Annotated in this window: 22 protein-coding genes and 1 tRNA gene; 13 read left to right on the top strand and 10 right to left on the bottom strand. The window is 58.0% G+C overall.

Annotation, left to right across the window (positions count from 1 at the left end):
* Positions 1-66: 66 nt before the first annotated feature.
* Complete coding sequence (locus GOB83_RS02895; protein ID WP_165925158.1) at positions 67-1,224, bottom strand: MFS transporter; 1,158 nt, start codon at positions 1,222-1,224, stop codon at positions 67-69.
* A gap of 288 nt (positions 1,225-1,512) precedes the next feature.
* Between GOB83_RS02895 and typA the strand changes: the two genes are divergently transcribed.
* Together typA and GOB83_RS02885 are read left to right on the top strand one after the other, a co-directional pair.
* The gene (gene typA / locus GOB83_RS02890) at positions 1,513-3,333 is read left to right on the top strand and encodes a translational GTPase TypA (RefSeq protein WP_165925212.1); all 1,821 of its coding nucleotides are present in this window, start codon (positions 1,513-1,515) and stop codon (positions 3,331-3,333) included.
* A 367-nt stretch (positions 3,334-3,700) separates the two neighbouring features.
* Complete coding sequence (locus tag GOB83_RS02885) at positions 3,701-3,994, top strand: hypothetical protein (RefSeq protein ID WP_086645179.1); 294 nt, start codon at positions 3,701-3,703, stop codon at positions 3,992-3,994.
* Positions 3,995-4,128: 134 nt separating this feature from the next.
* Here the strand turns inward: GOB83_RS02885 and GOB83_RS02880 are convergent, their stop codons facing one another.
* From GOB83_RS02880 to GOB83_RS02855, 6 genes are all read right to left on the bottom strand, one after another.
* A complete protein-coding gene (locus GOB83_RS02880; RefSeq protein ID WP_165925157.1) occupies positions 4,129-5,385 on the bottom strand; it encodes a D-amino acid dehydrogenase in 1,257 nt (418 codons plus the stop codon).
* Positions 5,386-5,525: 140 nt separating this feature from the next.
* Entirely contained in the window at positions 5,526-6,545 is a 1,020-nt protein-coding gene (locus GOB83_RS02875; protein ID WP_165925156.1) for an NAD(P)/FAD-dependent oxidoreductase, read from the bottom strand.
* Between the two features lie 177 nt (positions 6,546-6,722).
* On the bottom strand, positions 6,723-7,943 hold the full coding sequence (locus GOB83_RS02870) for an NADP-dependent isocitrate dehydrogenase (protein WP_086645182.1): 1,221 nt from the start codon (positions 7,941-7,943) through the stop codon (positions 6,723-6,725).
* A 271-nt stretch (positions 7,944-8,214) separates the two neighbouring features.
* On the bottom strand, positions 8,215-8,658 hold the full coding sequence (locus GOB83_RS02865; protein WP_143221878.1) for a hypothetical protein: 444 nt from the start codon (positions 8,656-8,658) through the stop codon (positions 8,215-8,217).
* A 181-nt stretch (positions 8,659-8,839) separates the two neighbouring features.
* A tRNA-His gene (locus GOB83_RS02860) sits at positions 8,840-8,915 on the bottom strand.
* 78 nt (positions 8,916-8,993) lie between these two features.
* A complete protein-coding gene (locus tag GOB83_RS02855; RefSeq protein ID WP_165925155.1) occupies positions 8,994-10,154 on the bottom strand; it encodes an aminotransferase in 1,161 nt (386 codons plus the stop codon).
* 241 nt (positions 10,155-10,395) lie between these two features.
* Here GOB83_RS02855 and GOB83_RS02850 point away from each other — a divergent pair, with 241 nt between their 5' ends.
* The 11 genes from GOB83_RS02850 (at position 10,396) to GOB83_RS02805 (ending at position 23,712) form a co-directional block, all read left to right on the top strand.
* Positions 10,396-10,734 carry a P-II family nitrogen regulator gene (locus tag GOB83_RS02850; RefSeq protein ID WP_025826259.1) on the top strand — a complete coding sequence of 113 codons (339 nt, stop codon included), beginning with the start codon at positions 10,396-10,398 and terminating at the stop codon, positions 10,732-10,734.
* A gap of 103 nt (positions 10,735-10,837) precedes the next feature.
* On the top strand, positions 10,838-12,283 hold the full coding sequence (glnA, locus tag GOB83_RS02845; RefSeq protein ID WP_086645185.1) for a type I glutamate--ammonia ligase: 1,446 nt from the start codon (positions 10,838-10,840) through the stop codon (positions 12,281-12,283).
* Between the two features lie 211 nt (positions 12,284-12,494).
* Positions 12,495-14,912: a glucose/quinate/shikimate family membrane-bound PQQ-dependent dehydrogenase gene (locus GOB83_RS02840; RefSeq protein ID WP_373321583.1), complete on the top strand. Its 2,418-nt coding sequence runs from the start codon at positions 12,495-12,497 to the stop codon at positions 14,910-14,912.
* Positions 14,913-14,938: 26 nt separating this feature from the next.
* A complete protein-coding gene (locus GOB83_RS02835) occupies positions 14,939-15,223 on the top strand; it encodes a hypothetical protein (RefSeq protein ID WP_373321584.1) in 285 nt (94 codons plus the stop codon).
* Positions 15,220-15,873 (top strand): helix-turn-helix transcriptional regulator, encoded by a 654-nt coding sequence (locus GOB83_RS02830; RefSeq protein WP_165925153.1) that lies wholly within the window; start codon positions 15,220-15,222, stop codon positions 15,871-15,873. Before GOB83_RS02835 ends, GOB83_RS02830 begins: the two co-directional genes overlap by 4 nt.
* Before the next feature lie 174 nt (positions 15,874-16,047).
* Positions 16,048-17,682, top strand: coding sequence for a putative bifunctional diguanylate cyclase/phosphodiesterase (locus tag GOB83_RS02825; protein WP_242005712.1), 1,635 nt, complete (start codon positions 16,048-16,050; stop codon positions 17,680-17,682).
* The gene (locus GOB83_RS14870; RefSeq protein WP_242005690.1) at positions 17,642-18,088 is read left to right on the top strand and encodes an EAL domain-containing protein; all 447 of its coding nucleotides are present in this window, start codon (positions 17,642-17,644) and stop codon (positions 18,086-18,088) included. The genes GOB83_RS02825 and GOB83_RS14870 overlap by 41 nt, the downstream gene beginning before the upstream one ends.
* Positions 18,089-18,211: 123 nt before the next feature.
* Positions 18,212-20,017 carry a translation elongation factor 4 gene (gene lepA, locus GOB83_RS02820; RefSeq protein ID WP_086645190.1) on the top strand — a complete coding sequence of 602 codons (1,806 nt, stop codon included), beginning with the start codon at positions 18,212-18,214 and terminating at the stop codon, positions 20,015-20,017.
* A gap of 122 nt (positions 20,018-20,139) precedes the next feature.
* Positions 20,140-21,315, top strand: coding sequence for a homoserine O-acetyltransferase MetX (gene metX, locus GOB83_RS02815; protein WP_086645191.1), 1,176 nt, complete (start codon positions 20,140-20,142; stop codon positions 21,313-21,315).
* On the top strand, positions 21,315-21,914 hold the full coding sequence (gene metW, locus GOB83_RS02810) for a methionine biosynthesis protein MetW (RefSeq protein WP_086645192.1): 600 nt from the start codon (positions 21,315-21,317) through the stop codon (positions 21,912-21,914). Before metX ends, metW begins: the two co-directional genes overlap by 1 nt.
* Positions 21,915-22,407: 493 nt before the next feature.
* Complete coding sequence (locus GOB83_RS02805; protein ID WP_086645193.1) at positions 22,408-23,712, top strand: DEAD/DEAH box helicase; 1,305 nt, start codon at positions 22,408-22,410, stop codon at positions 23,710-23,712.
* Positions 23,713-23,773: 61 nt separating this feature from the next.
* Here GOB83_RS02805 and GOB83_RS02800 read toward each other — a convergent pair whose 3' ends face one another.
* The 3 genes from GOB83_RS02800 to GOB83_RS02790 all read right to left on the bottom strand — a co-directional run bounded on the left by GOB83_RS02800 (position 23,774) and on the right by GOB83_RS02790 (position 26,121).
* Complete coding sequence (locus tag GOB83_RS02800) at positions 23,774-24,631, bottom strand: endonuclease/exonuclease/phosphatase family protein (protein WP_242005689.1); 858 nt, start codon at positions 24,629-24,631, stop codon at positions 23,774-23,776.
* A 37-nt stretch (positions 24,632-24,668) separates the two neighbouring features.
* Complete coding sequence (locus tag GOB83_RS02795) at positions 24,669-25,367, bottom strand: carbonic anhydrase (RefSeq protein WP_086645194.1); 699 nt, start codon at positions 25,365-25,367, stop codon at positions 24,669-24,671.
* A 136-nt stretch (positions 25,368-25,503) separates the two neighbouring features.
* Positions 25,504-26,121, bottom strand: coding sequence for a LabA-like NYN domain-containing protein (locus tag GOB83_RS02790; RefSeq protein ID WP_086645195.1), 618 nt, complete (start codon positions 26,119-26,121; stop codon positions 25,504-25,506).
* Between the last annotated feature and the right edge of the window lie 58 nt (positions 26,122-26,179).

The following is a 26,179-nucleotide window of genomic DNA, read 5'->3' as shown; positions in this document are numbered from 1 at the left end:
TTTTTTAAAGCCAGTAAATAGGGCTTTGCGGCAGGATAAGCTGCGGCACGGCGGGTTGGGAGCGTATTACACGCTCTTTTTCAAAATCAGGGGCAGCAGGGCAAACAGCCCGCACAAAGTGGCGGCAAAAAGGGCAAGCCCGTGGGGGCTGGCCTGCATGGCTGCCGCACTTATGGCCGGGCCGGTAAAGCTGCCCAGCCCCCATGCCAGCGAGCACAGGGCGTATATGGCAATCAGGTCTCCATCGCGGTAGCGGTTGCCTGCGGCGGCCATGGCAACGGAATACAGGCTGGCAAATGCTCCATCCCACACAAACATAAGCGGGTAGGCAAAAGCAGGCTGGTGCATGGCCAAAGGCCAGAGCAACGCGCCACCACAGGCCAGCAATGCCAGAATGATCTGTAGGGACCGCCGGTTGGTTCTGTCTCCAATCCAGCCAATGGGCACCTGCATGACCGTTGCCCCCAGCAGCATCACGCTCAGCAGCAGGGTGGCTGCCCGCTCGCTCCAGCCGGACTGGATGGCATAAAGTGCCAGAAAGGAGGTGGCTGCGGCATCCAGCATGGCAATCAGCAATGTTGCGGTAATGGCAATGGGGGCCAGCCACAGGTAACGCCAGAGCCGGTGCCGCGTCGGCGCCGCAGGAGGTGGGGCCACCATCCATGGGGCCTGTGTTACGGCAGCTCCCAGCAGCAGGAGGGCCGCAGTGGCAAAAAATGGCAGGTTCCCCTGTCGGCCGGTCAGGCTGAGCAGGGCCGGGCCTATGGCAATGCCAATAAAAAGCAGTGTGTTGTAAAGCCCCATCACCCGGCCGCGTGCATGGTTGTCTGTTATCTGGTTCAGCCAGCTTTCAGAGAGAACCAGAATGACCTCGCAAAAGGCCCCGAGCAGCACACGCAGCGGAAACCACGGCCAGATGGAATGGCTTAGCGGAAAAAGCAGAAGTGTAATCCCAGCCCCCATAAGGGCCAGAAAAATGGCACGCCGCGGCCCAAGGCGTCTGGCCAGACGGGGCATGAAGGGCGCAATGCCCAGCGCGCCCAATGCATGCATCATGCTGTTGGCCGCCACCATGCCCGTGCTGTACCCCAGATCTGTCAGGTCGAGCGTAAAAAGGGGAGCGCCCAACCCCATGACCAGCCCAAAAACAAGGCCCATAAACGTCAGTGTGGCCGTAGGCCAGAACTGGATGCGCGGATTTAAAGGGGGGGTGTGGCCCGGCATGCGGTCCTTCCGGGTTGTTGGCGGGTGCGGCGTAAAACAAAAAAGACCAGCGGAGTCGCACAGGGGGGAACCCGTTGGAGCGGGCTATCGGGCCTGTGCCGTGGCGCTCTGGTTCTGACGCACACAGGGCTCAGGTCAACCCCCATGTGGGGCAGACATAAGAATTTTACGTGCATTCTGGTGCGGGGAGGGCTATCTGTGCGCCACGCAAACACCACAGCGATCGCTGACCGCCCTTTCAAGCACGGAGGAGGCGGTAAGGCGCGCAGGAGCAATCAGGCCGACTTCATGGATATCCGCAATATCGCCATCATTGCACACGTCGATCATGGCAAGACCACTCTCGTTGACGAACTGCTGAAACAGTCTGGCTCTTTCCACGAGCATCAGCACGTTGCTGAACGCGCCATGGACAGCAATGATCTGGAACGTGAGCGTGGTATTACCATTCTGGCGAAATGCACGTCTGTTGTGTGGAAAGATACCCGCATCAACATTATTGACACCCCCGGACACGCCGACTTTGGCGGGGAAGTGGAACGTATTCTGAGCATGGTGGACGGCGCGGTTGTGCTGGTCGACTCTGCAGAAGGCGCTCTGCCCCAGACCAAGTTCGTTGTGGGCAAGGCTCTGGCCCGTGGGCTCAAGCCGATCGTGGTCGTGAACAAGATCGACCGTGGCGATGCCCGCCCCGACGAAGTTCATAACGAAGTGTTTGACCTGTTCGCAGCCCTTGGCGCGAATGACGAACAGCTCGACTTCCCCATGCTGTACGCCTCTGGCCGTCAGGGCTGGGCCGATCTGGAACTGGAAGGGGCCCGCAAGGACCTCAGCCCCATGTTCGACCTGATCCTCAAGCATGTGCCCGCCCCCGTGCTGGACAAGGAAAAGCCGTTCGCCATGACGGCCACAATCCTTGAAAACGACAACTTCCTCGGGCGCGTGCTCACCGGTCGTGTCGAACAGGGCCGTGCCCGTGTGAACATGCCCGTCAAGGTGCTGCGCGCAGATGGCTCCGTGGTTGAAACGGGCCGCCTGACCAAGCTGCTCTCCTTCCGTGGCCTTGAACGCGTTGCGGTTGAAGAAGTGGAAGCAGGGGACATCGTGGCCGTGGCCGGTCTGTCCGAAGCCACCATTCCGGATACGATTGCAGCACCTGAAATTGTGGAACCGCTGCACGCCATTCCGGTTGACCCGCCGACCCTGTCCATGACCTTCCGCCTGAACGATGGCCCTCTGGGTGGCCGTGAAGGCAAAAAGGTAACGTCCCGCCAGATTCGTGACCGTCTGTTCAAGGAAACCGAAAGCAATATTGCTATTCGCGTGACCGACAGCCCCGAAAGCGAAGCGTTTGAAGTGGCTGGCCGTGGTGAACTTCAGCTTGGTGTGCTGATCGAAACCATGCGCCGTGAAGGGTTTGAACTGACCATCGGCCGTCCGCGCGTGCTGTTCCGTACGAACGAAGAAACCGGTGAACGCGAAGAACCGTACGAAGAAGTCACCATTGACGTGGACGAGCCCTATTCCGGCGTGGTCGTGGAGAAGATGTCTCTGCGTAAAGGCCAGATGCAGGACATGCGCCCCTCCGGTGGGGACAAGGTACGCCTGACCTTCATCATCCCTTCACGCGGGCTGATCGGCTACCACGGCGAATTCCTGACCGACACGCGCGGCACAGGTATCATGAACCGTCTGTTCCATGGCTATCAGTCTTATGCTGGCAGCATTGAAGGACGCCGCAATGGTTCGCTGATCTCGGCTGAAGATGGCAACACCACAACGTACTCCCTGTTCTCCCTGCAAGAACGTGGCACGCTGTTTGTGGATGCTGGCGAAAAAGTTTACGTCGGCATGATCATTGGCGAGCATTCGCGTGAAAACGATCTGGAAGTTAACCCGGTTCGTGAAAAGAAGCTGACCAACATGCGCGCATCCGGCAAGGACGACGCTCTGATGCTGACCCCGCCGCGCCGCATGTCTCTGGAACAGGCGATTGCTTACATTGAAGACGATGAACTGGTGGAGGTGACCCCTTCGGCCATTCGTCTGCGTAAGCGTTACCTGGACCCGAACGAGCGTAAAAAGCGGTCCAAAAGCCGCGAAGGCTGATTGACCCAAGGGCCACGCGTAAGCGTGGCCCTTGTTTTTTGTGGGCACGGGCGAACTAAGGTTACTCTGTGGCAAGAATCACTTTTTTCGGGTGCATTACAGACCTGAAAACTGGGTGCTTCTTCATCAAACCAAGGAAAACCGCCATTTTTGTGCGGTTTTTTTGTTGGGGACTCCCACAATAAGGCAAAAATGTGGCGCGAGTGCGTTAAACTCATAATAAGTGAAAATGTTGCGCAAATTTTAAACGCAGACGGCCTGTTTATGCCGTGTTATGCATGTAGTCAGAAACCGGCTGATGTTTTTTGCACGGGATGGTGCAGTAAAACTCAAGGAATTCTGGCCGGTTGTATTGGAGATTTAAGAAATGATTTCTCGTCGTCTGCTCGCAGCTCTTTCCACAGTCGCTCTGATGGGCGCTGCCGCTCCTTCCTTCGCACAGGAAGTCGCAGCACCTGCAGCGCCTGCTGCTCCCTCCGCACCGGCTGTTGCAGCTCCTGCCGCTCCTGAAGCCGCAGCTCCCGCAGCAGCAGCTGAAGAAGGCAAGAAGGCTGAAAAGCACGCAAAGCATGCCAAGCATGGCAGCAAGCACCACGCCAAAAAAGGCGCCAAGAAGGCTGCTGAAGGTGAAGCTGCTCCGGCTGCTGAATCCGCTCAGTAAGTCTGCCATATCCAGCGGTGGGGTGGCATAAGCCAGCCCACTGGTGATGTGGAGGCATAAGAGCCTTAAAGTAAAAGGGCCGGGGAAGAAATTCTCCGGCCCTTTTCTTGTGTCTGCTGGCTGGTGGCTGCCGTTTAACCGTAGCGGGTTAAAGCCAGATCCAACGCAGGAATATCGGTTTTGCGGCCATCAATCATGTCTGCAATCAGGCGGCCGGAGCCGCAGGCCATGGTCCAGCCTAATGTGCCGTGGCCTGTGTTGAGCCACAGGTTCCCAAAGGGCGTGGCCGGGCCAATAATGGGTGTGCCATCGGGTGTGCAGGGGCGCAGGCCGGTCCAGTATGTGGCCGCACTCAGGTCGCCCCCGCCATAGAGTTCGGAAAAAGAGAGTTCCAGTGTTTCCCGCCGGTCGGGGCTGAGCTTGAGGTTATACCCGGTCAGTTCCGCCGTGCCGCCCACCCGTATCCGGTTGCCCAGCCGTGTGATGGATACTTTGTAGAACGCATCATTCACCGTAGAAACCGGGGCATGGCTCTCATCTGTTAAGGGGAGAGTCAGGGAATAGCCTTTAACGGGGTATATCGGCAGATGTAGCCCAAGTGGGCGTAGCAGGCGGGCGCTGTAGCTGCCCAGCGCCATAACATAGGCATCTGCGCTCAGGTGCCCGGCACTGGTCCTGACGGAAACAACCGTGCCTGCCGTGGCATCCAGCCCCTTGATGGTGGTGTTGTAAAGAAAGCGCACCCCTTTGGCTTCGGCCATGCGGGCCAGCCTTTGGGTAAAGATATGCGCATCCCCCGACTGGTCATTGGGGAGGAACAGCCCCCCTTTGAGCAGATGGGCTGAATGGCGTAGCCCCGGTTCTTGGTCCAGAATGTCGTCCACGCCAAGTAACTGGTGGGGTATGCCGCTTTCGGCCAGCAGGCGCATGTCGCGCTGGCTTTTGCTGATTTGTTGGTCCGTCCGGAAAAGCTGGATCAGCCCTTGCTGCCGGTCATCATAGGTCATGCCGGTTTCCTCGCGCAGGGCGTCAAGGCAATCGCGGCTATATTCGGCCACGCGGAGCATGCGGGCCTTGTTGAGTGCGTAAGACTGCGCGTTGCAGTTTTTCAACAGTTGCCGCAACCAGCGCAGCATGGCCAGATCCAGCCGTTTGCGAATGACCAGCGGGCTGTGGCGGGGGTGCAGCATCCATGTCATGGCCTGCCAGGGCAGGCCGGGTGCTGCCCAGGGGGAGGAATAGCCGGGTGAAACCTGACCCGCATTGGCAAAAGATGTTTCCAGGGCAGGGGCGGGCTGGCGGTCTATAACAGTTACGTCATGCCCCAAAGCGTTGAGGTACCAAGCCGAGGTTACGCCAACCACGCCTGCGCCAAGGATAATGATTTTCACGGCTTCATCCTTATAAGAGGATGGGAGAGAACTCTCCCGCCAGTATGGAAGCGGGGCCTGCGGGACACCCTGCCTTTACCCCCTACCCGGCAAAGGCGGTGGCATTATGGCAGGCTGCCCGGCAGGTCGAATGGCGCAGATTACGCGGCAGGAACGCCCTTGCTGGTCGAATATTCAAAATGCAGGGCCTGCTCGGGGTAAATAATGGGATGAATGGCGTGGGCGGCCATGGCAGCCTCGCTAAAGCCTTGCAGGATCAGCTTGAGCTTGCCGGGGTAGGTTGCCACATCCCCAATGGCAAAAATGCCAGCAAGGCTTGTTTCGCAATTGGAGGGGGTAACGGGAATGGTGGAGCGCTGGGTATCCATTCCCCAGCGGGCAACGGGGCCAAGGTCGGTTGCCAGACCGAAGAAGGGCAGCAGCACATCGGCTTCCAGCGTGCGGGTGGCGCCGTCCATGTCAATCACATCCACGCCGTTCAGCGCGCCATTGGTGCCTTGCAGGCCGTGGAGCTGGTAGGGCACCACTTTTTCAATCTGCCCGGCGGTTACGGCTTCATCCAGCTGGCGCAGGCTTTCCGGTGCACCACGGAAGCGGTCGCGCCGGTGTACCAGATAAAGCTTTGCAGCCGTATCCTTGAGGGAGAGCGCCCAGTCCAGTGCGGAATCCCCGCCGCCAGCAATCACGATGCGCTTGTTCTGGAAGTCTGCCTTGCGGCGCACGTAGTATTGTACCGCGCCACTTTCCTCATACGCACCAAGGCCATCCAGCGGGGGGCGGTTGGGGCCAAAAGCACCCGCACCGGCGGCAATAATCACGGCTTTGGCGTGCAGTTGAGCGCCTTTGTCCGTGGTGAGCGAGAAGTCCCCGCGCTGGCCGCTCAGCCCCTCGACCCGGTGCTTGAGCAGGCGGGGAATATCAAACGGGGCAATCTGGCGTTCCAGACTGGCAATCAGTTCGGCACCTTCCACGGCGGGGCAGGCGGGAATGTCGTAAATCGGTTTTTCGGGGTAAAGGGCTGCGCACTGGCCGCCCACTTCGGGCAGAACATCAATGAGCACGCAGCGCAGGCGCAGCATGGCGCATTGGAAAGCGGCAAACAGCCCGGCTGGGCCTGCCCCTATAATGGCTACGTCTGTTTCTGCGGGGATGACTGACATGCGCAGGGTCCTGCTCTTAAGGTTATGCTAAGATTCAAAGCCCTGTTTTGCGTCAGCGCCGGTTTGGACGCAATGGCAAATGGCATGACCTCTGGCATATTTGGCAGGCTCTGCGGTGCTTGCTGGTGGGGGGAGTAAAAAGCAGGCCCGCACACTGCGGGCCTGCCGGTATGGGGTTCAGGCTTTGGCCAGTTCTTTTTTCAGCCGTGCGTCCAGCACATCCAGGAAGTCCTGAGTGTTGAGCCACTGGGCGTTTTTGCCAACAAGCTGGGCAAGGTCCTTGGTCATCTGTCCGGCTTCCACCGTATCAATGCACACTTTTTCCAGTGTGTTGGCAAAGTGCACTACGTCCGGAGTGTTATCAAACCGGCCGCGATAAGCCAGCCCGCGAGTCCATGCAAAAATGGAAGCAATGGGGTTGGTGCTGGTGGGGTTGCCCTTCTGGTGTTCGCGGTAATGGCGGGTTACCGTGCCGTGGGCGGCTTCGGCCTCCACCACATCGCCAGAGGGGCTGAGCAGGACGGATGTCATCAGGCCAAGGCTGCCAAAGCCTTGTGCTACAATGTCGCTTTCCACATCGCCATCGTAGTTCTTGCAGGCCCACACATAGCCACCGGGCCATTTGAGGGCACAGGCCACCATGTCATCAATCAGGCGGTGTTCGTAGGTCAGGCCCAGTTTTTCAAATTCGGCCTTGAACTCGTTTTCATACACCTCGGCGAACACGTCCTTGAACATGCCGTCATAGGCTTTGAGAATGGTGTTTTTGGTGGACAGGTAAACCGGCAGACCGCGGTCGCGCCCGTAGGAGAGGGAAGCCCGGGCAAACCCTTCAATGGATGCACGGGTGTTGTGCATGCCCAGCGTTACACCGGGGCCCTTGAAGTCGTGCACGTCCAGCGTAATGGGCTCTCCCCCGTCATCTGGCACATAGTTCAGCGTGACCTTGCCGGGGCCGGGAATTTTTGTTTCCGCTGCGCGGTAGATGTCTCCGTAGGCATGGCGGCCAATCACGATCGGCTTTGTCCAGTGGGGCACCAGACGGGGCACGTTGGAGCAGATGATGGGCTCACGGAAAATGGTGCCGTCCAGAATGTTCCGGATGGTGCCATTGGGGGAGCGATACATTTTTTTCAGGCCGAATTCCTTCACCCGGGCTTCGTCCGGTGTGATGGTGGCGCACTTGACTGCAACGCCGTAGCGCTTTGTGGCTTCGGCGGCATCAACGGTGACCTGATCATTCGTGGCGTCGCGGTGTTCAATGCCCAGATCGTAGTATTTGAGGTCAATATCCAGATAAGGCAGGATCAGCCGCTCGCGGATGAAGTGCCAGATAATGCGGGTCATTTCATCCCCGTCCATTTCCACAACCGGGTTTTTGACCTTGATTTTAGCCATGATTACCAATCCATTTCCGACATGGTTTTCTTGTTCGTTCTCACAAATGCTGCGCAATATGTATGAGCGTCATGCACTGTATGGATTGAACAGCTTGCCGCAGCCGTAAACAGCTCCGCACTTCACATTCGGGACAGGGGTATTGGCTTTATGCGGTTATCTGGCGGGAACAGGCCGTTTTTATGCCCGGTTGGCCCGGTTCATCACATTCCGGTCAGGTCCGCAGGGAGTGGTGGTTCCGTAAGGCTCCGGTCTTGTGGCCGGGTGCGGGTTAACGGTTTGGGGCGGCAGGGACTGGCTGCAAAATAGGGTCCATCGGGGTGTTCATCTGTGCTTTTTGTTGCACAAGGGCCGAATTTTCCTGCTCCTGAATAAGCCCGATCTCACTCCCGAACTGGTCGGGGGTATAAATGCCTTCGCGCAGGTGCCGGGCGGCTTCCACCCCTTTTGAGGCACCATCCATATAAATGGGGGCATAGGGACCATAAGCCTGTCGCCCGTATTTTTGGGTGGCTCTGGCAAGGCAGGTCATCAGCTTGCTCATGTTATCCTTGGCAACCTGTCCGGGGCGGGTCTGGTAGGTATCCAGACAGGTCTGCTTGGCCCGATACAATGCGGCTTCAGCCGGTGGCGTGTTGGGTGGGGCCACAGGGGCAGTGCAGGCCGGAAGCATGATCAGGGCGAGCAGGCTTATGGGGGGCAACGTGCTTTGCATTGTGTGGTTTTATGCCATTGCCACGGTGTTGGAAAATACACCAAACCGGGATTCTGGCCTGAACCAGCCTGTTGCCTGCATTTTTTTGTGTGCAGGGCGCGTTCTGGTAGCGCCTGTGCCGCCGTTATGGCAGCCTAGGGGCTGGTGGTTTTGGAAAACCTGATTTTAAAAGGAAATATGCTGGGGCGAACGACGGGACTTGAACCCGCGACCACCGGTACCACAAACCGGCGCTCTACCAGCTGAGCTACGTCCGCCGCACAGCAAGCGGACGTTTAGAGAAAAGAGTGTGGTCCGTCAATTGGATAATTGCGGAATTGGTGGAAAAAACCGTTTTACCGGTTTTTCCATGCCTCCAGACGGTTCAGTGCTTCCATGAGCACCTCGGGGCGTTTGCAAAAGGCAAAGCGGATCAGGTTGCGGGGCGGCTCGGCTGCATAAAATGCGGAGGCGGGAATGGCAGTAACACGAGCCTGCTCCGTAAGCATGCGGGTAAAGGCCACATCGTCCTGCCCGTTGGCCAGCGGGGTAATGTCGGCCATGATAAAGTAGCTCCCCTGATAAGGCAGCACACCAAAGCCCAGGCGTTGCAGGCCGGAGGCAAGGATTGCCCCCTGCGTGGCCATGTCCTGCGCAAGGGTGGTAAAATAGGCTGTATCCTTGTTCAGCCCAAATGCTACGGCGCGTTGCAGGTTGGGTGGGGTGGCAAACACAAGGTTCTGGTGCGCCTTGGCAATAACGGCAGCCAGTGGGGCAGGGGCCGTGGCGTAGCCCACCTTCCAGCCGGTCAGGGAAAAACTCTTGCCTGCACTTCCAATACGCACGCAGCGCTCACGCATGCCGGGCAGGGACATGAGCGAGATATGCGGGGTGTTGAACACCAGATGTTCGTAAACCTCATCGCAGATGGCGAACGTATCGTGCTGCTGTACCAGCGTGGCAATAAAGGCCAGCTCGTCTGCCGTGAACACCTTGCCGGTCGGGTTCATGGGGGAGTTGAGGATAATTGCCTTGGTGCGGTCGGAAAAAGCATCGGCCAGTGCTTGCCGGGGCAATGCCCAGTCTGGTGCCTGTAGCCGCACAATGCGCGGCACGCCGCCCAGCTGGCGGATAACGGGCAGGTAGGTGTCGTATAACGGTTCCATCAGCACCACCTCATCCCCCGGCTCGATCAGGGCCATAAGGGATGCGGCCAGTGCTTCCGTTGCGCCGGACGTGACCACGACTTCCGAATCGGCATCGACCGCAATGCCCTGAAAGCGCAGGTTGGCCTGCGCCACGGCCGTGCGCAGTTCGGGTAGTCCTGTCAGGGGTGCATACTGGTTCTGTCCGTCAAGCAGGGCATCGGCTGCAAGGCGAATCATGTCCTGCGGGCCTTCCTGGTCAGGAAAACCCTGCCCGAGGTTAATGGCGCCATGCTGGCGGGCCAGAGCGGACATGACCGTAAAAATTGTAACAGGAAGATCGGCAAACTGCCTGTTAAAAGCTTTTGTCATTACAAATTCCCTTGCCCGGCAGGCGGAAAAGAAGAAAGAAGGAGACGGAACCGAAACGGTCGGGATGAAACTTCTGTTTAATGCTTTACCGATACAAATCCGCATCTACCCGATTGCCCGACGGGTCAAGCCGTGCAAGTGTGTTCGGGTCTGGTGCCTGAGGTTTGTAACGGGTCAGGCAAAACAACAAGAGAGTACAGGCCCCCATGCGGGTCCAGCAACGGTGTGTTGACGACGCGAGATGAAAAAGATCGAGGCCATTATAAAGCCCTTCAAGCTTGATGAAGTGAAGGAAGCCCTTCACGAGCTCGGGTTGCAGGGTATTACCGTGATCGAAGCCAAGGGTTTCGGACGCCAGAAAGGCCATACAGAGCTTTATCGCGGCGCTGAATACATTGTTGACTTTCTTCCAAAGATGAAAATCGAGGTTGTCTGTCCCGCTTCCATGGTGGAACGGGCTGTGGAGGCTATCTCCACGGCTGCGCGCACCGGACGGATCGGTGATGGCAAAATTTTCGTGATCCCGGTGGATGATGTAGTTCGAATCCGCACGGGTGAGCGAGGAGAAGACGCGATCTGATCCCTGCTGCATGTCAGCAGGCTCGGGCAAGGCGGGCTCCACAATTCCACAGCATGTTTCCGCAGGGTGCGGAACATAAACAGGCTTTTTAGGTGAAGAGAGCATGGTGAAGAAAACAGCTTCGGCGGGCGACAGCAAGGCTGCTGCAATTGCCAAGGTTTTTGACCTGATTCAGGAACATTCGGTCGAACTGGTTGACCTGCGGTTTACGGACACGCACGGCAAATGGCAGCACACGTGCCAGCACGTCAGCACCATTGAGGAAGACAGCTTTACCGACGGCTTTATGTTCGACGGGTCTTCCATCGCAGGCTGGAAAGCCATTAACGAAAGCGACATGGTTCTGCTGCCCGATCCCACATCGGCTGTTATGGACCCCTTTTCCGCCCGTCCCCAGCTTATCCTGTTCTGCGATATTATCGAGCCGTCCACCGGGCAGCCCTATAACCGCGACCCCCGCTCCACCGCCAAGCTGGCCGAGCAGTACCTGAAGTCCTCCGGTCTGGGTGACACGGCCTTCTTTGGCCCCGAAGCCGAGTTCTTCATTTTCGATAACGTCCAGTTCGGCACGGGCCCCAACTACGGCACCTACCAGCTCGACAGCATCGAAGGGCCTGATGCGTCCCTCAAGGACTACCCCGAAGGCAACATGGGCCATCGCCCCGGTGTAAAGGGTGGTTACTTCCCCGTTGCTCCCGTTGACAGCGAAAGCGACCTGCGCGCTGAAATGCTGGCAACCATGGGCGAAATGGGCCTGGCCATTGAAAAGCACCACCATGAGGTTGCGCAGTCCCAGCACGAACTTGGCACCAAGTTTGAAACGCTGGTCCGCTCCGCCGACTTCATGCAGATTTACAAATACTGTGTGCACAACGTGGCGCACTCCTATGGCAAGACCGCCACGTTCATGCCGAAGCCGATCTTTGGCGATAACGGCTCGGGCATGCATGTCCACCAGTCCATCTGGAAAGACGGCAAGTCCACCTTTGCTGGCAATGGCTATGCGGACCTGTCCGATACGGCGCTGTACTACATCGGCGGTATCATCAAGCATGCCAAGGCGCTGAACGCCTTTACCAACCCGTCCACCAACTCCTACAAGCGTCTGATTCCGGGCTTTGAAGCCCCCGTGCTGCTGGCATACTCTGCCCGCAACCGCTCCGCTTCTTGCCGTATTCCGTACGCAACCAGCCCGAAGGCCAAGCGCGTTGAAGTGCGCTTCCCCGACCCCACGGCTAACCCTTACCTGGCATTCTCCGCAATGCTGATGGCGGGTCTGGACGGTATCAAGAACAAGATCCACCCTGGCGATGCCATGGACAAGGATCTGTACGACCTGCCGCCCGAAGAACTGAAGCAGATCCCGACAGTTGCCGGCTCCCTGCGTGAAGCGCTGGAAGCTCTGACCGCTGATCACGAGTTCCTGCTGGCTGGTGGCGTGTTCACCAAAGACCAGATTGAAAGCTACATCACCCTGAAATGGAATGATGTGTACCGCTTTGAACACACGCCGCACCCGGTTGAGTTCGAAATGTACTACTCCGTCTAATCCCTGGCCCTCAGGGGCTAAGGAATGGATGAATAAAAGGCGCGGTTCCCACACGGGGGCCGCGTTTTTTTTATGATTTATCCTGAAATGAAAACTTATTCATTTTTCGATTATAATATGATAGATTTTTTCGGAAATAACATTGATCAACTCTGAATAACCGTTTCCATCCCACAAAATGGTTTTCTGTAACGCAAGGAGAATGCCGGTCATGCAAGGCGGCCGTTCCCATAGTCTGTCAAAAATCACGGCGCTGCTCTGCGTTGTGCTTGGTTTTGTTCTGGCGGGGGGAGGCGGCTGGCTGGCCGTGCTGGGTGGCTCTGCTTTTTATGCAGTATGCGGCTTGGCCCTTATGGCCACAGGTGGGCTGCTCTGGGCGCAGCGGCGCGAGGCATTGTGGCTTTATGGGGCCGTTGCCGCGGGCACACTGGTCTGGTCCGTGGCCGAGGCGGGGTTTGACTTCTGGGCACTCGCCCCCAGAGGGGATGTTATTTTACCGCTAGGGGTATGGCTGCTGCTGCCTTTTGTTGCAGGCGCGTTGCAGCCGGCATCCATCTGGAACCGTGTTCCCCTGCTGGCGGTTATTGTGGCCGGTTTGGGTGTGTATGGTTACGCACTCACGCAGGACCCGCAGGATATGGCGGGCGTGCTCCCCCGTGCGCAGGCTGTTTACGCAGGTATGCAGCTTCCGGGGGATGCGGCGGCTGTGCCAGCGCAGGACTGGCCATCCTATGGGCGCACGCAGGCGGGGGACCGTTATTCCCCCCTTAATCAGATTACCACGGGTAATGTAGACAAGCTCAAGGTTGCCTGGACCTTTAGAACCCACGACCTGCGCGGGCCGGATGATCCGGTGGAAGTCACGGATGAGACAACCCCGATCAAGGTTGGCAACACGCTCTATCTGTGTTCCCCGCATCAGGTTGTGTTTGCGCTGGATGCAGCGACCGGCAAGCAGGTCTGGCGGTTTGACCCCAAGCTGGTGGTTAACCCGACATTCCAGCATCTGACCTGCCGTGGCGTGTCCTATGCGGTAACACCCCCCCGTGCCGCAGATGGTGCAGAGGTGCAGGACGGTGCGGCAACGCCTGTGTCCTGTGCAGAGCGTATTTTCCTGCCGACCAATGACGGGCGACTGATGGCGCTGGACGCAAAAACGGGTCAGGTGTGCCCGGCGTTTGGCAATAAGGGTATTGTGGACCTGACCGAGGGCATGCCCATGCGCGTCCTTGGGTTTTATGAACCGACATCCCCCCCTGTGGTGACGGACAAGTTTGTCATTATCTCTGGCGCGGTTACGGATAACTACTCCACGCACGAACCCTCGGGTGTGACGCGGGCGTATGACCTGTATAGCGGCAAGCTGGTCTGGGCGTTTGACCCGGGGAATGAGGACCCGAACCAGCTCCCCTCCGACAGCCACGAATACACACCCAATTCCCCCAATTCGTGGATTGTTTCAGCTTATGATGCCAAGCTGGGCCTGCTTTACATTCCTACCGGTGTGGCAACGCCCGACATATGGGGTGGCAAACGGACAGATGTGCAGGAACGGTACGCATCAGGCATTCTGGCGCTGGATGCCCAGACAGGGCACAAGGTCTGGTTCTACCAGACGGTCCACCACGACCTGTGGGACATGGATGTACCGGCCCAGCCCAGCCTGATCGACTTCAGGCAGGAAGATGGCACGGTTATTCCCGCGCTGTATGCTCCGGCCAAAACAGGCAATATTTTTGTGCTCGACCGCCGTAACGGGCAACTGCTGGTGCCTGCCCCCGAGCAGCCTGTGCCGCAGGGTGCCGCACAGGGCGACCATGTCTGGGCAACCCAGCCGTTTTCTCAGCTGACCTTCCGTCCCAAAAACAAGCTGACGGATGGGGATATGTGGGGTGCCACCATGCTGGACCAGCTGGTGTGCCGGATCATGTTCAAGAAGTTGCGTTACGAAGGGCCGTTTACGCCGCCCTCCGTGCAGGGCACGCTGGTTTTCCCCGGTAATCTGGGCATGTTTGAATGGGGCGGTCTGGCCGTGGACCCCGTGCGGCAGGTGGCGTTTGCCAACCCCATTGCCATTCCCTTTGTCTCCCGCCTTGTGCCGCGCCCGACTGATAATCAGGTTGTGCCGCCAACCACGCATGACCCTGCCGCAAGCGGGGGAGAGAACGGGTTGCAGCCTCAGTACGGCACACCGTTCGGGGTGGAGCTGCATCCGTTCCTGTCCCCCCTTGGTATTCCGTGCAAGCAGCCCGGCTGGGGCTATGTGGCTGGGGTGGACCTGAAGACTAACAGCATTATCTGGCAGCACCGGAACGGCACAACGCGGGACAGCTCCCCCCTGCCATTGGGCTTTAAGGTGGGTATTCCCTCCCTTGGCGGGCCGATCATCACAGCGGGTGGGGTCGCGTTCCTGACCTCCACTGCCGATTATTACATCCGTGCCTATGATGTTACGACCGGCAAGGTCCTGTGGGCGGACCGCCTGCCCGCAGGTGGCCAGTCCACCCCCATGACGTACGAGGCCAATGGCCGCCAGTATGTTGTGACGGTTGATGGCGGGCATGGCTCCTTTGGCACAAAAGAAGGGGATTACATCGTGGCTTATGCCCTGCCCGAAGCACCCCGCTGATAACGGGTAGAGCTACGGAGTAAGCCTTGCAGTTCCATGCGGGATCGGTGATCCTGCATGGAATGTGGAATGACCCTTACCTGGAAACATGTTGCCGCTCCGCCCTGCACAGGCTCTACCTTGCCGGTGCATATGGCCGCCCCTGTGGCCTGATGGATGGTCCATGCCTTGAGCGGCTTGAGCGCATGGGGCTGGCAGAGCGCACCGCGCAGTCACGCTTTGTGGCAACCGATGCAGGGCTGGCCCGCCATGCGCAGGAAGTGCTCAGGCATCAGGGCAAACCTGCTCCCAATTCATCCTCCCGGTCATGATCGTGCAGTCGCAGGTCTTCTGGCATACGCTGGACGTGCTTGCGCGTGAGCGCGGGTTTACACCTTCCGCCCTTGCGCGGGCGGCGGGGCTGGATGCCACGGCGCTCAATCCTTCGCGCAGGGTGGGGGCAAATGGTGCCATGCGCTGGCCATCGCTCCCCACGCTTTTGCGGGTGCTGGAGGTTTTGCAGGTGCCGCTGGCAGTTTTTGCCCGCTCCGTTGCGGGCGAGAGGCTGAACCCGGCCGCGCCGGCCGAAGGGGCCGGGCTGTTACGCACCCTTGCATATTCCATGCTCCAGCAGACCGGTGTTTTCGACCAGAATGGCCTGCCCTGCGGGCCGGTGTGGGTGCAGGAGGCATCCCCCGGCCAATGGTGGGGCGAGCCCGATGCCTATGTTGTGCGGGTGGACACCGATGGCATGGAGCCGGTCGTGCGCGATGGTGGGGCAGTTGTTGTGGTGCCTTCTCTCCCGCTGCGGGAGGGGGACCGGGTTCTGATGCACGGCCCAGGCCGTGAGCCTGTTATGGGGTTGATGCTGGATATGCAGGACGGGCCAGCCGTCTGCTCTTTTCGCGGGGGGGAGGTGCACGTGCCCCCTGCGCGGGAAGGGGAGGCATGGCTGCACAGGATTGTCATGATGACAGTTTGAGAAAAACTATTTTTAAAAGGACAGAGAGTGTTTGATTTTTAAAAAAACTGTGCCGAATAATGTTGCATAAGGCGGCGGTTTTGGTCGCGGGTTTGGTCAGTTTTGAGTTTATTGCAGTAGATTTTTTAAAATTTATTGTTTTATCAATATGTTAAAAAGTGGGGCGTGCGTCTGATGATGGTTGTAAGGTGCATTATTGGCCAGCATAACCTCGGGCTGGTCTGTGTAGCTGCCTTGCTATGCATCTCTGGCTCCGCAGTTACCGCCTCTTTGTTCCGGCATGCTTTACGGGCCAAAAACAACCAGTGGTACGCGTGGCTTTTTTTGACCGCCCTTTCCAGTGGTGTTGCAATCTGGTGCACACATTTTGTGGCCATGCTGGGTTATGCGGGGGATACGCCCGCACGGTTTGACCCCTTGCTGACCAGCATATCTCTGCTGATTGCCGTTTTTGGCAGCACAGTTGGCTTTATGCTGGCGACCTGCCGGTTTGCCCGCTTTCTGCCGGAAATGGGCGGGGGTATTGTCGGGCTGGCTATTGTTGCCATGCATTATACCGGCATGCTGGCCTACCGGGTGCAGGGGCAGACAACATGGAACATGCCCTGCCTTGTGCTTTCGGTGTTGGCCGCCATTGTGCTGAGTGTGCTGGCTGTGCGTGCGGGGGTCAGGCCCGGGCGGCGGGCCATTGCCTGTATGGCCGGTGTGCTGGCACTGGCTGTTCTTTCCGTCCATTTTATTGGTATGGCGGCCTACCATGTGCAGGCGGGGCCGCATGCTTTGGAAAGCATGGGCCACTCCGAGGATTCGCTGGTGCTGGCCGCAGCCATTGCCATCATGTCCTTCCTTATTCTTGGGGGCGGGCTTGTCAGCGGCATGATCGACGATAGTTCACGGGCAGAGTCGGTGGAAAAGCTCCGGCGTATGGCCCTGAACGACACGTTGACCGGCCTGCCCAACCGGCTGAACTTTCATCAACGCCTCGACCTTGAGCTGGACTGGGCGCGGGAGAACAACGGCAGGCTGGCGCTGATCGGGATCGACCTGAACAGGTTTAAGGAAATTAACGACCTGCGTGGCCACAGGGCAGGGGATGAAGTTCTGCGTATTCTGGGGCGGCGGTTGCGCGGTTTGCTGCATGATCATAGCGGCGAGTTTATTGCCCGCACTGGAGGGGATGAGTTTCTGGCCCTGTGCCGTGTTGTCTCGGCCGAGCAGATCAAGGGGTTTTTGCGCAGGCTGGAGGAGGTGCTGTTCAAGCCCATCCGGTTTGAGGAATCGGAAGTGCTGCCGGGTGCCAGTCTGGGGGTGGCCATATGGCCCGACCATGCAGCGGATAAGGAAACCCTGATCAACAATGCCGATCTGGCCATGTATCGCGCCAAGGCTGACCCGGGGCGGCATCCGTGTTTTTATGAACCCTCGATGGACGAAAAAGTGCGCACCCGGCGCAAGCTCTCTGCAGACCTGCGGCAGGCGGTCAAGGCGGGGCAGCTAACCATCTGCTATCAGGTGCAAAGGGTGATCGCTACGGGAGAAATCCGTGGGTACGAGGCACTGGTGCGGTGGCAGCACCCCACGCGGGGCACCATTATGCCCGATGACTTTATTCCGCTGGCTGAAGAGAGCGATCTGATCCTGCAGATCGGGGAATGGGTGCTCCGTTCCGTTTGTGCCGAGGCCGTGCGGTGGCATCAGCCCTATACGGTTGCGGTCAACCTGTCAGGCATGCAGTTTGTCCATTCCAACATAGCCCGCATTGTTGCCAATGTTCTGGAAGAAACCGGGTTGCCCCCCCCAGAGGCTTGAACTCGAACTGACAGAATCGACCATTATTGCCGATCAGGCCCGTGCCCTGCAGGTGCTGCACCAGATCAAGGATATGGGGGTCAGTCTGGCGCTGGATGATTTTGGTACGGGGTATTCCTCGCTCGATACGCTGCGCAGGTTCCCGTTTGACCGCATAAAAATTGACCGTTCGTTTTTTGGGGCCGCGCAAACCAGCGACCATACGCAGGCAGTCGTGCGGGCTGTGCTGGCTCTGGGCAAGGCGTTTGATATTCCGGTTATGGCAGAGGGGATTGAAACCGCAGCCCAGTTGAGCATGCTCAACGCCGCCGGGTGTGATGAGGCACAGGGTTTTTTGCTCGGGCGGCCTGCGGCACTGGCGGATATTGTTAAAAATGGCCAGATCACCATGAATCACGCCCTCTAGCCTGCATGCGGGGGAGGGGTGCTGGCAGGGCAAAGCACCCGTGCGTTAAAAAATTGCGCGAAAGTGGTGCCCAAGGCAGAGGAACAGGCTGACTTTTCTCTTTATTTACCGTAAAGGGGCAGCATGACCGATGTACCCCTTTCGCTCATCCGCAATTTTTCCATCATCGCCCATATCGATCATGGAAAGTCCACTCTGGCCGACCGCCTGATTCAGGCGTGTGGAGCCCTGACTGCCCGCGAGATGACCAATCAGGTTCTTGATAACATGGATCTGGAGCGGGAGCGTGGCATTACCATTAAAGCGCAGACCGTCCGGCTGACCTATCCTGCCAAGGATGGCAAGACCTATGTGCTGAACCTGATGGACACGCCCGGACATGTTGACTTCGCCTACGAGGTCAGCCGCTCTCTGGCTGCGTGTGAAGGCTCGCTTCTGGTGGTGGATGCCTCCCAGGGGGTGGAAGCCCAGACCCTTGCCAACGTGTATCAGGCCATAGACGCCAACCACGAAATTGTGCCCGTGCTCAACAAGGTGGACCTGCCTGCGGCAGAACCTGAGCGCGTGAAGGCACAGATCGAGGAAGTGATCGGCATTCCCGCCGATGATGCGGTTGAAATCTCGGCCAAGACCGGCCTGAACATTGAAGGTGTTCTGGAAGCGGTGGTCACCCGCCTGCCGCCCCCCACCGGGGATGCGGAAAAACCGTTGCAGGCCATGCTGGTCGATAGCTGGTACGACCCCTATCTGGGCGTGATCGTGCTTGTGCGGATCAAGGAAGGCCGGCTGAAGCGGGGCATGAAGGTGCGCATGATGTCCTCTGGTGCTGTGCATCAGGTGGATCAGGTGGGTGTGTTCGCCCCGCGCATGACATCGGTGGAAAGCCTTGGTCCGGGCGAGATGGGGTTCATAAACGCCGCCATCAAAACCGTGGCCGACTGCAATGTGGGTGACACGATCACCGATGACCGTCGCCCCGCTGCCACACCACTACCGGGCTTTAAGCCCTCCATTCCGGTTGTGTGGTGCGGCCTTTACCCCATTGTCTCGGATGATTTTGAAAAACTGCGTGACAGCCTTGCCAAGCTACGCCTGAATGATGCGTCTTTCCACTACGAGGCAGAAACATCGGCGGCCCTTGGCTTCGGTTTCCGCTGCGGCTTCCTTGGCCTGCTGCATCTGGAAATTATTCAGGAACGTCTGTCCCGCGAGTTCGATCTTGACCTGATCGCCACAGCGCCGTCCGTTGTGTACAAGGTCTACCGCACTAACGGAGAGATGGAAGAACTCCACAACCCGGCCGATATGCCCGATGGCTCCCTGATTGAAAAAATCGAGGAACCGTGGATCAAGGCCAACATCATGGTGCCGGACGAGTATCTGGGTGCGGTGCTGACCCTGTGCACGGAGCGACGTGGTATTCAGGTGGACCTGACCTATGTTGGCAACCGGGCCATGGCCGTTTACCGTCTGCCCCTGAACGAAGTGGTGTTTGACTTCTACGACCGGCTCAAGTCGCTCACACGTGGTTATGCCAGCTTCGATTACCAGATGGATGGGTACGAAGAGAGTGATCTCGTGCGTATTTCCATTCTGGTTAATCAGGAACCGGTTGATGCGCTGTGCTTCATTGCCCATCGCTCGGCGGCGGAAACACGGGGCCGCTCCATTTGCGCGCGCCTGAAAGACCTTATCCCCCGGCAGTTGTTCAAAATTGCCATTCAGGCAGCCATTGGCAGCCGCGTTATTGCGCGTGAAACCATTGGGGCCCTGTCCAAGGATGTGACCGCCAAATGTTATGGTGGGGACATCTCGCGTAAGCGCAAGCTGCTGGAAAAGCAGAAAGAAGGTAAAAAGCGCATGCGCCAGTTTGGTAAGGTGGAAATCCCACAGAGCGCCTTCCTTGCCGCCCTCAAAATGGAACACTAGCTATTCAACACCGGCTGCTGCCATATATGTGGCCGGTAAACCCCGGTCTGGCAGTGCTGGTGTAATCGGGGCTCACACGGTTTTTTGCCCGGCTTGTCCGGGTTGGAGAATGCAGCGGGTTTATGAACAGCACAACGCCCCTTACCGTTGGTGACCACCCGCATGCCAGTTTCCCCGAAGGGGTGGAACTGGACTGTGGTGTAACACTGGCACCGGTTGATATTGCGTATTGTACGTATGGCCAGCTTTCGGCCAACAAAGACAATGCCATTCTCATCTGCCACGCCTTTACCGGTGACCAGTATGTGGCAGAAGCTCACCCCCTTACGGGTAAGCCCGGCTGGTGGGAGCGCATGGTCGGGCCGGGCAAGCCGATTGATACAAACCGCTTTTTTGTAATCTGCTCCAATGTTCTGGGTGGCTGCATGGGCAGCACGGGTCCTCGCTCGCCCAGAACCGACGGGCAGGAAGCGCCGGGCGAGTTATGGGGCACCGCATTCCCCCCCATTACCATCCGCGATATGGTGCGCGCCCAGCACAAGTTGGTGCACAGTCTGGGCATAGAACGCCTGTTTGCCGTGGTGGGCGGTTCCATGGGGGGCATGCAGGTGCTCGAATGGGCCGTAACCTACCCGCAGATGATGCTGGCTGTTATGCCCATAGCCACAGCGCCTTTCCATTCAGCCCAGAACATTGCGTTTAACGAGGTCGGGCGGCAGGCCATTATAGCCGACCCGGACTGGCGGGGCGGGCGCTACTGGGAGGCGGGTGTTGTGCCCGCGCGCGGGTTGGCCGTGGCCCGTATGATGGCGCATATTACCTACCTGTCGGAAGAAGCGCTGACCCGCAAGTTCGGGCGGCGCATGCGGCGTGGGCCAGCGGGCGGGCAGGGGCCGGAAGGCCCGGTTTCTACATTCGGTGATATTTTTGAGGTGGAATCCTACCTGCGTTATCAAGGCTCCAGCTTTGTCCGCCGGTTTGATGCCAATTCCTACCTGAGCATTACGCGGGCCATGGACTGGTTCGATATTGCGGCTGACCATGATGGGGACCTGACCCCGGCCTTTGCTGGTACGGCAGTCCGGTTTTGTGTTGTCTCTTTTTCCTCGGACTGGCTGTTCCCCACCTCGGCCGCGCGTACGCTGGCCCGCGCCCTGAACAGGGCTGCTGCCAATGTGTCATTCGTCGAGATTGAAACAGATAAAGGCCATGACGCCTTTTTGCTCGAAGAGCCGGATTTTGACCGCACGGTGCGCGGCTTCCTGTGCGGTGTGGCCGAACATGCGGGGTTGTCCTGATGCGTCTTGACCAACGCCTGATTGCGGACATGATCGAACCCAAAACCCGCGTGCTCGACATCGGGAGCGGGGATGGCACACTCATCGGTCATTTATACCGCGAACGTGGGTGCGATGCCCGTGGCATTGAACTGAACATGGAACTGGTGACCCGCTCCGTAGCCCACGGCCTGCCCGTTGTGCACGGGGATGCGGACCACGATCTGGCCTATTACCCCGACCATTCGTTTGATTATGTTGTGCTCCAGCGCACATTGCAGGCTGTGGAGCGCCCAAGGGAAGTGCTGCGGCAGATGCTGCGCATAGGGCGGTACGCCATTGTGTCCTTTCCCAATTTTGGGCACTGGCAACTGCGGCTGCGCCTGCTGCTGGGCGGGCGTATGCCCATGACGGCCGTATGGCATACCCCGTGGTATGAGACACCCAATATCCACCCCTGTACGATTCGGGATTTTCTCGAACTCTGTCGTCAGGACGGATATATCGTGGAAAAATGGCTGGCGGTGGATGAAGATGGCGAGCGCGCACCTTGGCGGCGGTCCATACGGCTTGCCAACCTGTTTGGTGAACAGGCCCTGTTTCTGCTGCGCAGGCGCTAGCGCGGGTCAGTGCCGGAGTTGCGCAAATAGCTGGATTGATGGGCGGTTATTAACAGTAGCCTAAAAAATATGTTAGATTTGAGAACGCCAATCACTTCCCCAAGCGTGGGTGGCGCATGGGGCGTATGTGCAAAAATATATTAAAAATACTAGTTATATGATAAAAATCCTGTATATATCGGGCGTCTGATAATCGTGATTTGCAGATGTTGTAACGGTTCTGCGGGCTGCTTATTTTCGGACCAATATGGTACGGAACCCTTGCGGGGCGCTCACACTGCTTTTATATAATTCTTCCAAGACAGTCTGCGCGGGATGCATGATTCCGAAAATTTCTTATTCTGTCTGTAATGTAATAAAATTCATGCTGACCTGTCCGTAAGGTCTGGCTTAGAGACGGTTCTGCTCTGTTCTCAATTCTGGTTTGGCAGTGCGTTACTGAAAATAAGGTGGATGTGACTCGTTTTCAGGTGCATGGAGAGGTTGCCCCTAAATGACTACTTTTTCGGATCTGAAACTAGCTGCACCCCTGTTGCAGGCGCTGACGGACCAAGGGTACGAAATACCGACACCCATTCAGGCGGGTTCCATTCCCCATCTGCTCGAAGGGCGTGATCTGTTAGGCCTTGCGCAAACTGGCACAGGCAAGACCGCGTCTTTTGCACTGCCGATCCTGCAGCATCTGCACAATAACCCCAAGGCTGCAGCGCCCAAGCAGCCGCGTGTTCTGGTGCTGGCGCCCACGCGTGAACTGGTTGCCCAGATCAGCGACAGCTTTAAAGCTTATGCACGTTACATGAAGTTTTCTCAGGCCGTTGTGTTTGGCGGTGTGGGGCAGGGGCGGCAGGTTGAAGCCATGCGCCGTGGCGTGGATGTGCTTGTGGCTGCTCCGGGCCGTCTGCTGGACCTGATCGGTCAGGGGTATATCGACCTTTCCGGCCTGGAAGTTCTGGTGCTGGACGAAGCCGACCGCATGCTGGATATGGGCTTTGTGCGCGATATTCGCCGGATCATGAGCTATGTGCCTGCCCAGCGGCAGACCCTGCTGTTCTCAGCCACCATGCCCAAGAGCATTGAGGACCTTGCCGCCTCCCTGCTAAGCAACCCTGCCCGCGTGGAAGTGGCCCCGCCGTCCAGCACGGTGGACCGTATCCAGCAGGCCATCATGTTTGTGAACGGCACCAGCGACAAGCGCGATGCACTGCTGACCATGGTGGAATCTGACAAGGTTGCCCGTGCCGTGGTGTTCACGCTCATGAAGCATGAAGCCAACAAGGTTGCCGAGTTCCTGAACAAGAACAGCGTTACGGCCGAAGCTATTCACGGCAACAAGTCTCAGGGTGCGCGTGAGCGGGCCATGAAGGGATTCCGTGCCGGTTCGGTCAAGGTTCTGGTGGCAACGGATATTGCTGCCCGTGGGATTGACGTGGATGAAGTCAGCCACGTGTTCAACTACGATCTGCCTAATGTGCCGGAAAGCTATGTGCACCGTATTGGCCGTACGGCCCGTGCCGGGCGCGATGGCTGGGCTGTTTCCTTCTGCGATGCGGAACAGCGCGCATGGCTGAAGGATATTGAAAAAACAATCGGCAAGTCCATCCCCGTAGTCCGCGACCATCCGTGGCATTCGGAAGAAGCGGAGTTTTCCACGCAGCGTCCGCCTGTGCTGGGTGGCGGTGGTGGTCGGGGCCGTGGTGGTCCGCCGCGTAATGGTGGCGGTGGTGGCCGTGGTGGCCCGCCGCGCCGTTCCGGTGGTGGGCGTTCGGGGGCCTCGCACAGGTCTGGTGCTCACGCCTGATTGTGTTACGTTGTAAAAAAGCCGCTACGCAAACCGTAGCGGCTTTTTTTTATGGCGAGGTTTAACGCGGTATTTTTAACGTTACGGAAACGGGGCAGTGATCGCTCAGTATCCGTGCGCTGTTCTGTGGCAGAACCATAACGCGCAGGGACTCTGGCTGTGCCCATTGGGTGGCGCCTCCACCAAGAAGAATGTGATCAATAAAGCTGCTGCCGTTCTGGCAGGGGCTGGCATGCCCGGCAGTGACAAGCTCCAGCGGTGTGATCTGATTTAACGCGATAAACAAAGGGTCCGTGCGCGTGAGGCGTCGGTTAAAATCCCCTATGATGGCAAAGGATTCCCGATTTTTTGCCCGTTGAGCCAGCCAGTCCTGCAGGGCATGAAATTGCTGGAATAAAATGGGGCAGGCGTGGTGTGTTTCAGATAACGGGTTGTCCCAGCAGCCGGTTTTAAGATGAATAACCAGCACCCGTAAATCTGCGCTGTCAGTGCTTATGGTTACGTCTAACCCGCTGCGCAGGTGGTGCCGTGTTGCGATGGGGCTGAGTGCCAGAGCACTTACGTCCGGGTTGCGCTTTACGTGCAGGCCTTGGCGCACGGCAAGCGCGGTATGTTGGGGAATATCATCCCCCGAAAGAAAAAGCTGATACTCCTGCGTGCCAAACAGGCGGGCAAGAGTTGCTGTATCTCCCACCTCCTGCAAGCCAATCAGGTCGGGGTGCAGGCGTTTGGCGTAGGTTGCCAAGGCGGCAAGGTCATCCGCTGTTCTGTGGGGAATATCGGGGGGTATTTGCGGGGCGTGCTGCATCTGGCTGTCCAGCAGCCAGTCCACGTTCCATGTGCTGATTTTCAGGGTTTGCGCAGGGGTTGCAAGGCAGGCTCCGGGCAAAAAAAAGCCGGCACCCGCAAGGGCTATCAAGCCCAGACGGCGTGCCGACGTGCGTAAGCCTGAAAGGTCAGGCAGTTTCCTGTTCGGTCTGTTCTTGCAGTTTTTCAATAACACCACTGATCGGAACACTCGTGCGGGTCTGTTCATCCAGCACCGAGATTTCCCCCGTGCCAATATCGTAGAACCACCCTTGCAGGAAGAGCGTGTTACGCGCCAGCCCTGCGGCAACGGCAGGGTGGGTGCGCAGGTGCGCAAGCTGGAGCAGAACGTTCTGCTCGGCAAGGCAGCGCACGGTAGCAGGCCCGGCATCTTCGGAATGCAGGGTGTTCACCGTGGCAGCCCGTGCGGCTTCCGCATTACGGAGCCAGCTGCGCACTGTGGGCATTTTGTCCAACCCGTTCTTTTCGGGTTCGAGCAGTGCTTTCATGGCGCCACAGTCGGAGTGACCGCACACGATAATGGAGGACACGCCAAGCCCAAGAACTGCGTATTCAATGGCGGAGGAAACACCCCCCAGCATTTCCCCGTATGCGGGAACCAGGTTGCCAATGTTGCGCAGAATAAACAGATCACCCGGTTCGGTCTGGGTGATCAGGTTGGGGTTGATGCGGCTATCGGCGCAGGCAATGAACAGCGCACCGGGAGCCTGCCCTTTGGCCAGACTGGCAAACAGGGCTTCCTTCGCGGGGAAAATTTCGGTGTTGAAGTGTTCAACACCACGCAGGAGAGAAAGCAGCTTGCTTCTGGCTTCGGAACAAGTGGGCATCAGTTAACTCCAGAAAACCTTGACGTTTGGCCTGTGGCAGGCACACGGCCCGCAATGGGGTGGTGTTTAGGCCAAACGTGCGAGGGGCAGATACGTTCTAGAACATAGAGCAAAATTCTGTTTTGTAATATTGCGCTTAGCTTAGCGGATCATCCTCGGGTTCGCTCATCTGGTCAGCCGGGTGGCGGATCGGTGCGGGGTTGGTGCGGGGGCGGTTGGGTTCGGTCTGGCGGCGTGTAAAGTTGGCTCCCAGAGACGCCAGCTCAAGGAACTGGTCGGCCTGCCTGCGCAGGTCATCCCCGATCAGAGGGGGGGAGGAGCGCATGGAGGACACAACGGAAACGCGCGTACCCTGCCGCTGCACGGCCTCGACAACCCGGCGGAAGTCTGAATCTCCGCTGAACAGAATGGCATGGTCTATGTGCGGGGCCATTTCCATCATGTCCACCGCAATTTCGATGTCCATATTGCCTTTGACGCGGCGCTTGCCGGTCGAATCCGTAAATTCGCGCGCGGGCTTGGTTACAAGAAAATAACCGTTATAGGAGAGCCAGTCAGTCAGCGGTTTGAGCGGAGAGTAATCCTCCGTGTCCAGAATGGCGGCGTAATAATAGGCGCGGATCACATGCGTTTTGGCTGCAAAAAATTCGAGCAGTTTTTTGTAGTCAACATCAAACCCAAGGCTGCGCGATGTTGAGTAAAGGCTTGATCCGTCAATGAAAAGACAGGTTTTTTCGTCTTTTTTCAGGTTCATGAGCGTGGTCCTCTAAATAAATTCAAAGTTGTTTCTTTTGGGTTTCGATTATGTGGAA

The sequence above is a fragment of the Acetobacter fabarum genome, from assembly GCF_011516925.1.
Classification (GTDB): domain Bacteria; phylum Pseudomonadota; class Alphaproteobacteria; order Acetobacterales; family Acetobacteraceae; genus Acetobacter; species Acetobacter fabarum.
Note: the sequence above shows the minus strand (reverse complement) of the source record. Positions and strands in the feature narration are given on the sequence as shown.

Coding starts and splice junctions, on each gene's coding strand:
- GOB83_RS02895 (WP_165925158.1), bottom strand. CDS start 1,224: ATGCCGGGCCACACCCCCCCTTTAAATCCGCGCATCCAGTTCTGGCCT.
- typA (WP_165925212.1), top strand. CDS start 1,513: ATGGATATCCGCAATATCGCCATCATTGCACACGTCGATCATGGCAAG.
- GOB83_RS02885 (WP_086645179.1), top strand. CDS start 3,701: ATGATTTCTCGTCGTCTGCTCGCAGCTCTTTCCACAGTCGCTCTGATG.
- GOB83_RS02875 (WP_165925156.1), bottom strand. CDS start 6,545: ATGTCAGTCATCCCCGCAGAAACAGACGTAGCCATTATAGGGGCAGGC.
- GOB83_RS02870 (WP_086645182.1), bottom strand. CDS start 7,943: ATGGCTAAAATCAAGGTCAAAAACCCGGTTGTGGAAATGGACGGGGAT.
- GOB83_RS02865 (WP_143221878.1), bottom strand. CDS start 8,658: ATGCAAAGCACGTTGCCCCCCATAAGCCTGCTCGCCCTGATCATGCTT.
- GOB83_RS02855 (WP_165925155.1), bottom strand. CDS start 10,154: ATGACAAAAGCTTTTAACAGGCAGTTTGCCGATCTTCCTGTTACAATT.
- GOB83_RS02850 (WP_025826259.1), top strand. CDS start 10,396: ATGAAAAAGATCGAGGCCATTATAAAGCCCTTCAAGCTTGATGAAGTG.
- glnA (WP_086645185.1), top strand. CDS start 10,838: ATGGTGAAGAAAACAGCTTCGGCGGGCGACAGCAAGGCTGCTGCAATT.
- GOB83_RS02840 (WP_373321583.1), top strand. CDS start 12,495: ATGCAAGGCGGCCGTTCCCATAGTCTGTCAAAAATCACGGCGCTGCTC.
- GOB83_RS02830 (WP_165925153.1), top strand. CDS start 15,220: ATGATCGTGCAGTCGCAGGTCTTCTGGCATACGCTGGACGTGCTTGCG.
- GOB83_RS02825 (WP_242005712.1), top strand. CDS start 16,048: ATGATGGTTGTAAGGTGCATTATTGGCCAGCATAACCTCGGGCTGGTC.
- GOB83_RS14870 (WP_242005690.1), top strand. CDS start 17,642: ATGTTCTGGAAGAAACCGGGTTGCCCCCCCCAGAGGCTTGAACTCGAA.
- lepA (WP_086645190.1), top strand. CDS start 18,212: ATGACCGATGTACCCCTTTCGCTCATCCGCAATTTTTCCATCATCGCC.
- metX (WP_086645191.1), top strand. CDS start 20,140: ATGAACAGCACAACGCCCCTTACCGTTGGTGACCACCCGCATGCCAGT.
- metW (WP_086645192.1), top strand. CDS start 21,315: ATGCGTCTTGACCAACGCCTGATTGCGGACATGATCGAACCCAAAACC.
- GOB83_RS02805 (WP_086645193.1), top strand. CDS start 22,408: ATGACTACTTTTTCGGATCTGAAACTAGCTGCACCCCTGTTGCAGGCG.
- GOB83_RS02795 (WP_086645194.1), bottom strand. CDS start 25,367: ATGCCCACTTGTTCCGAAGCCAGAAGCAAGCTGCTTTCTCTCCTGCGT.
- GOB83_RS02790 (WP_086645195.1), bottom strand. CDS start 26,121: ATGAACCTGAAAAAAGACGAAAAAACCTGTCTTTTCATTGACGGATCA.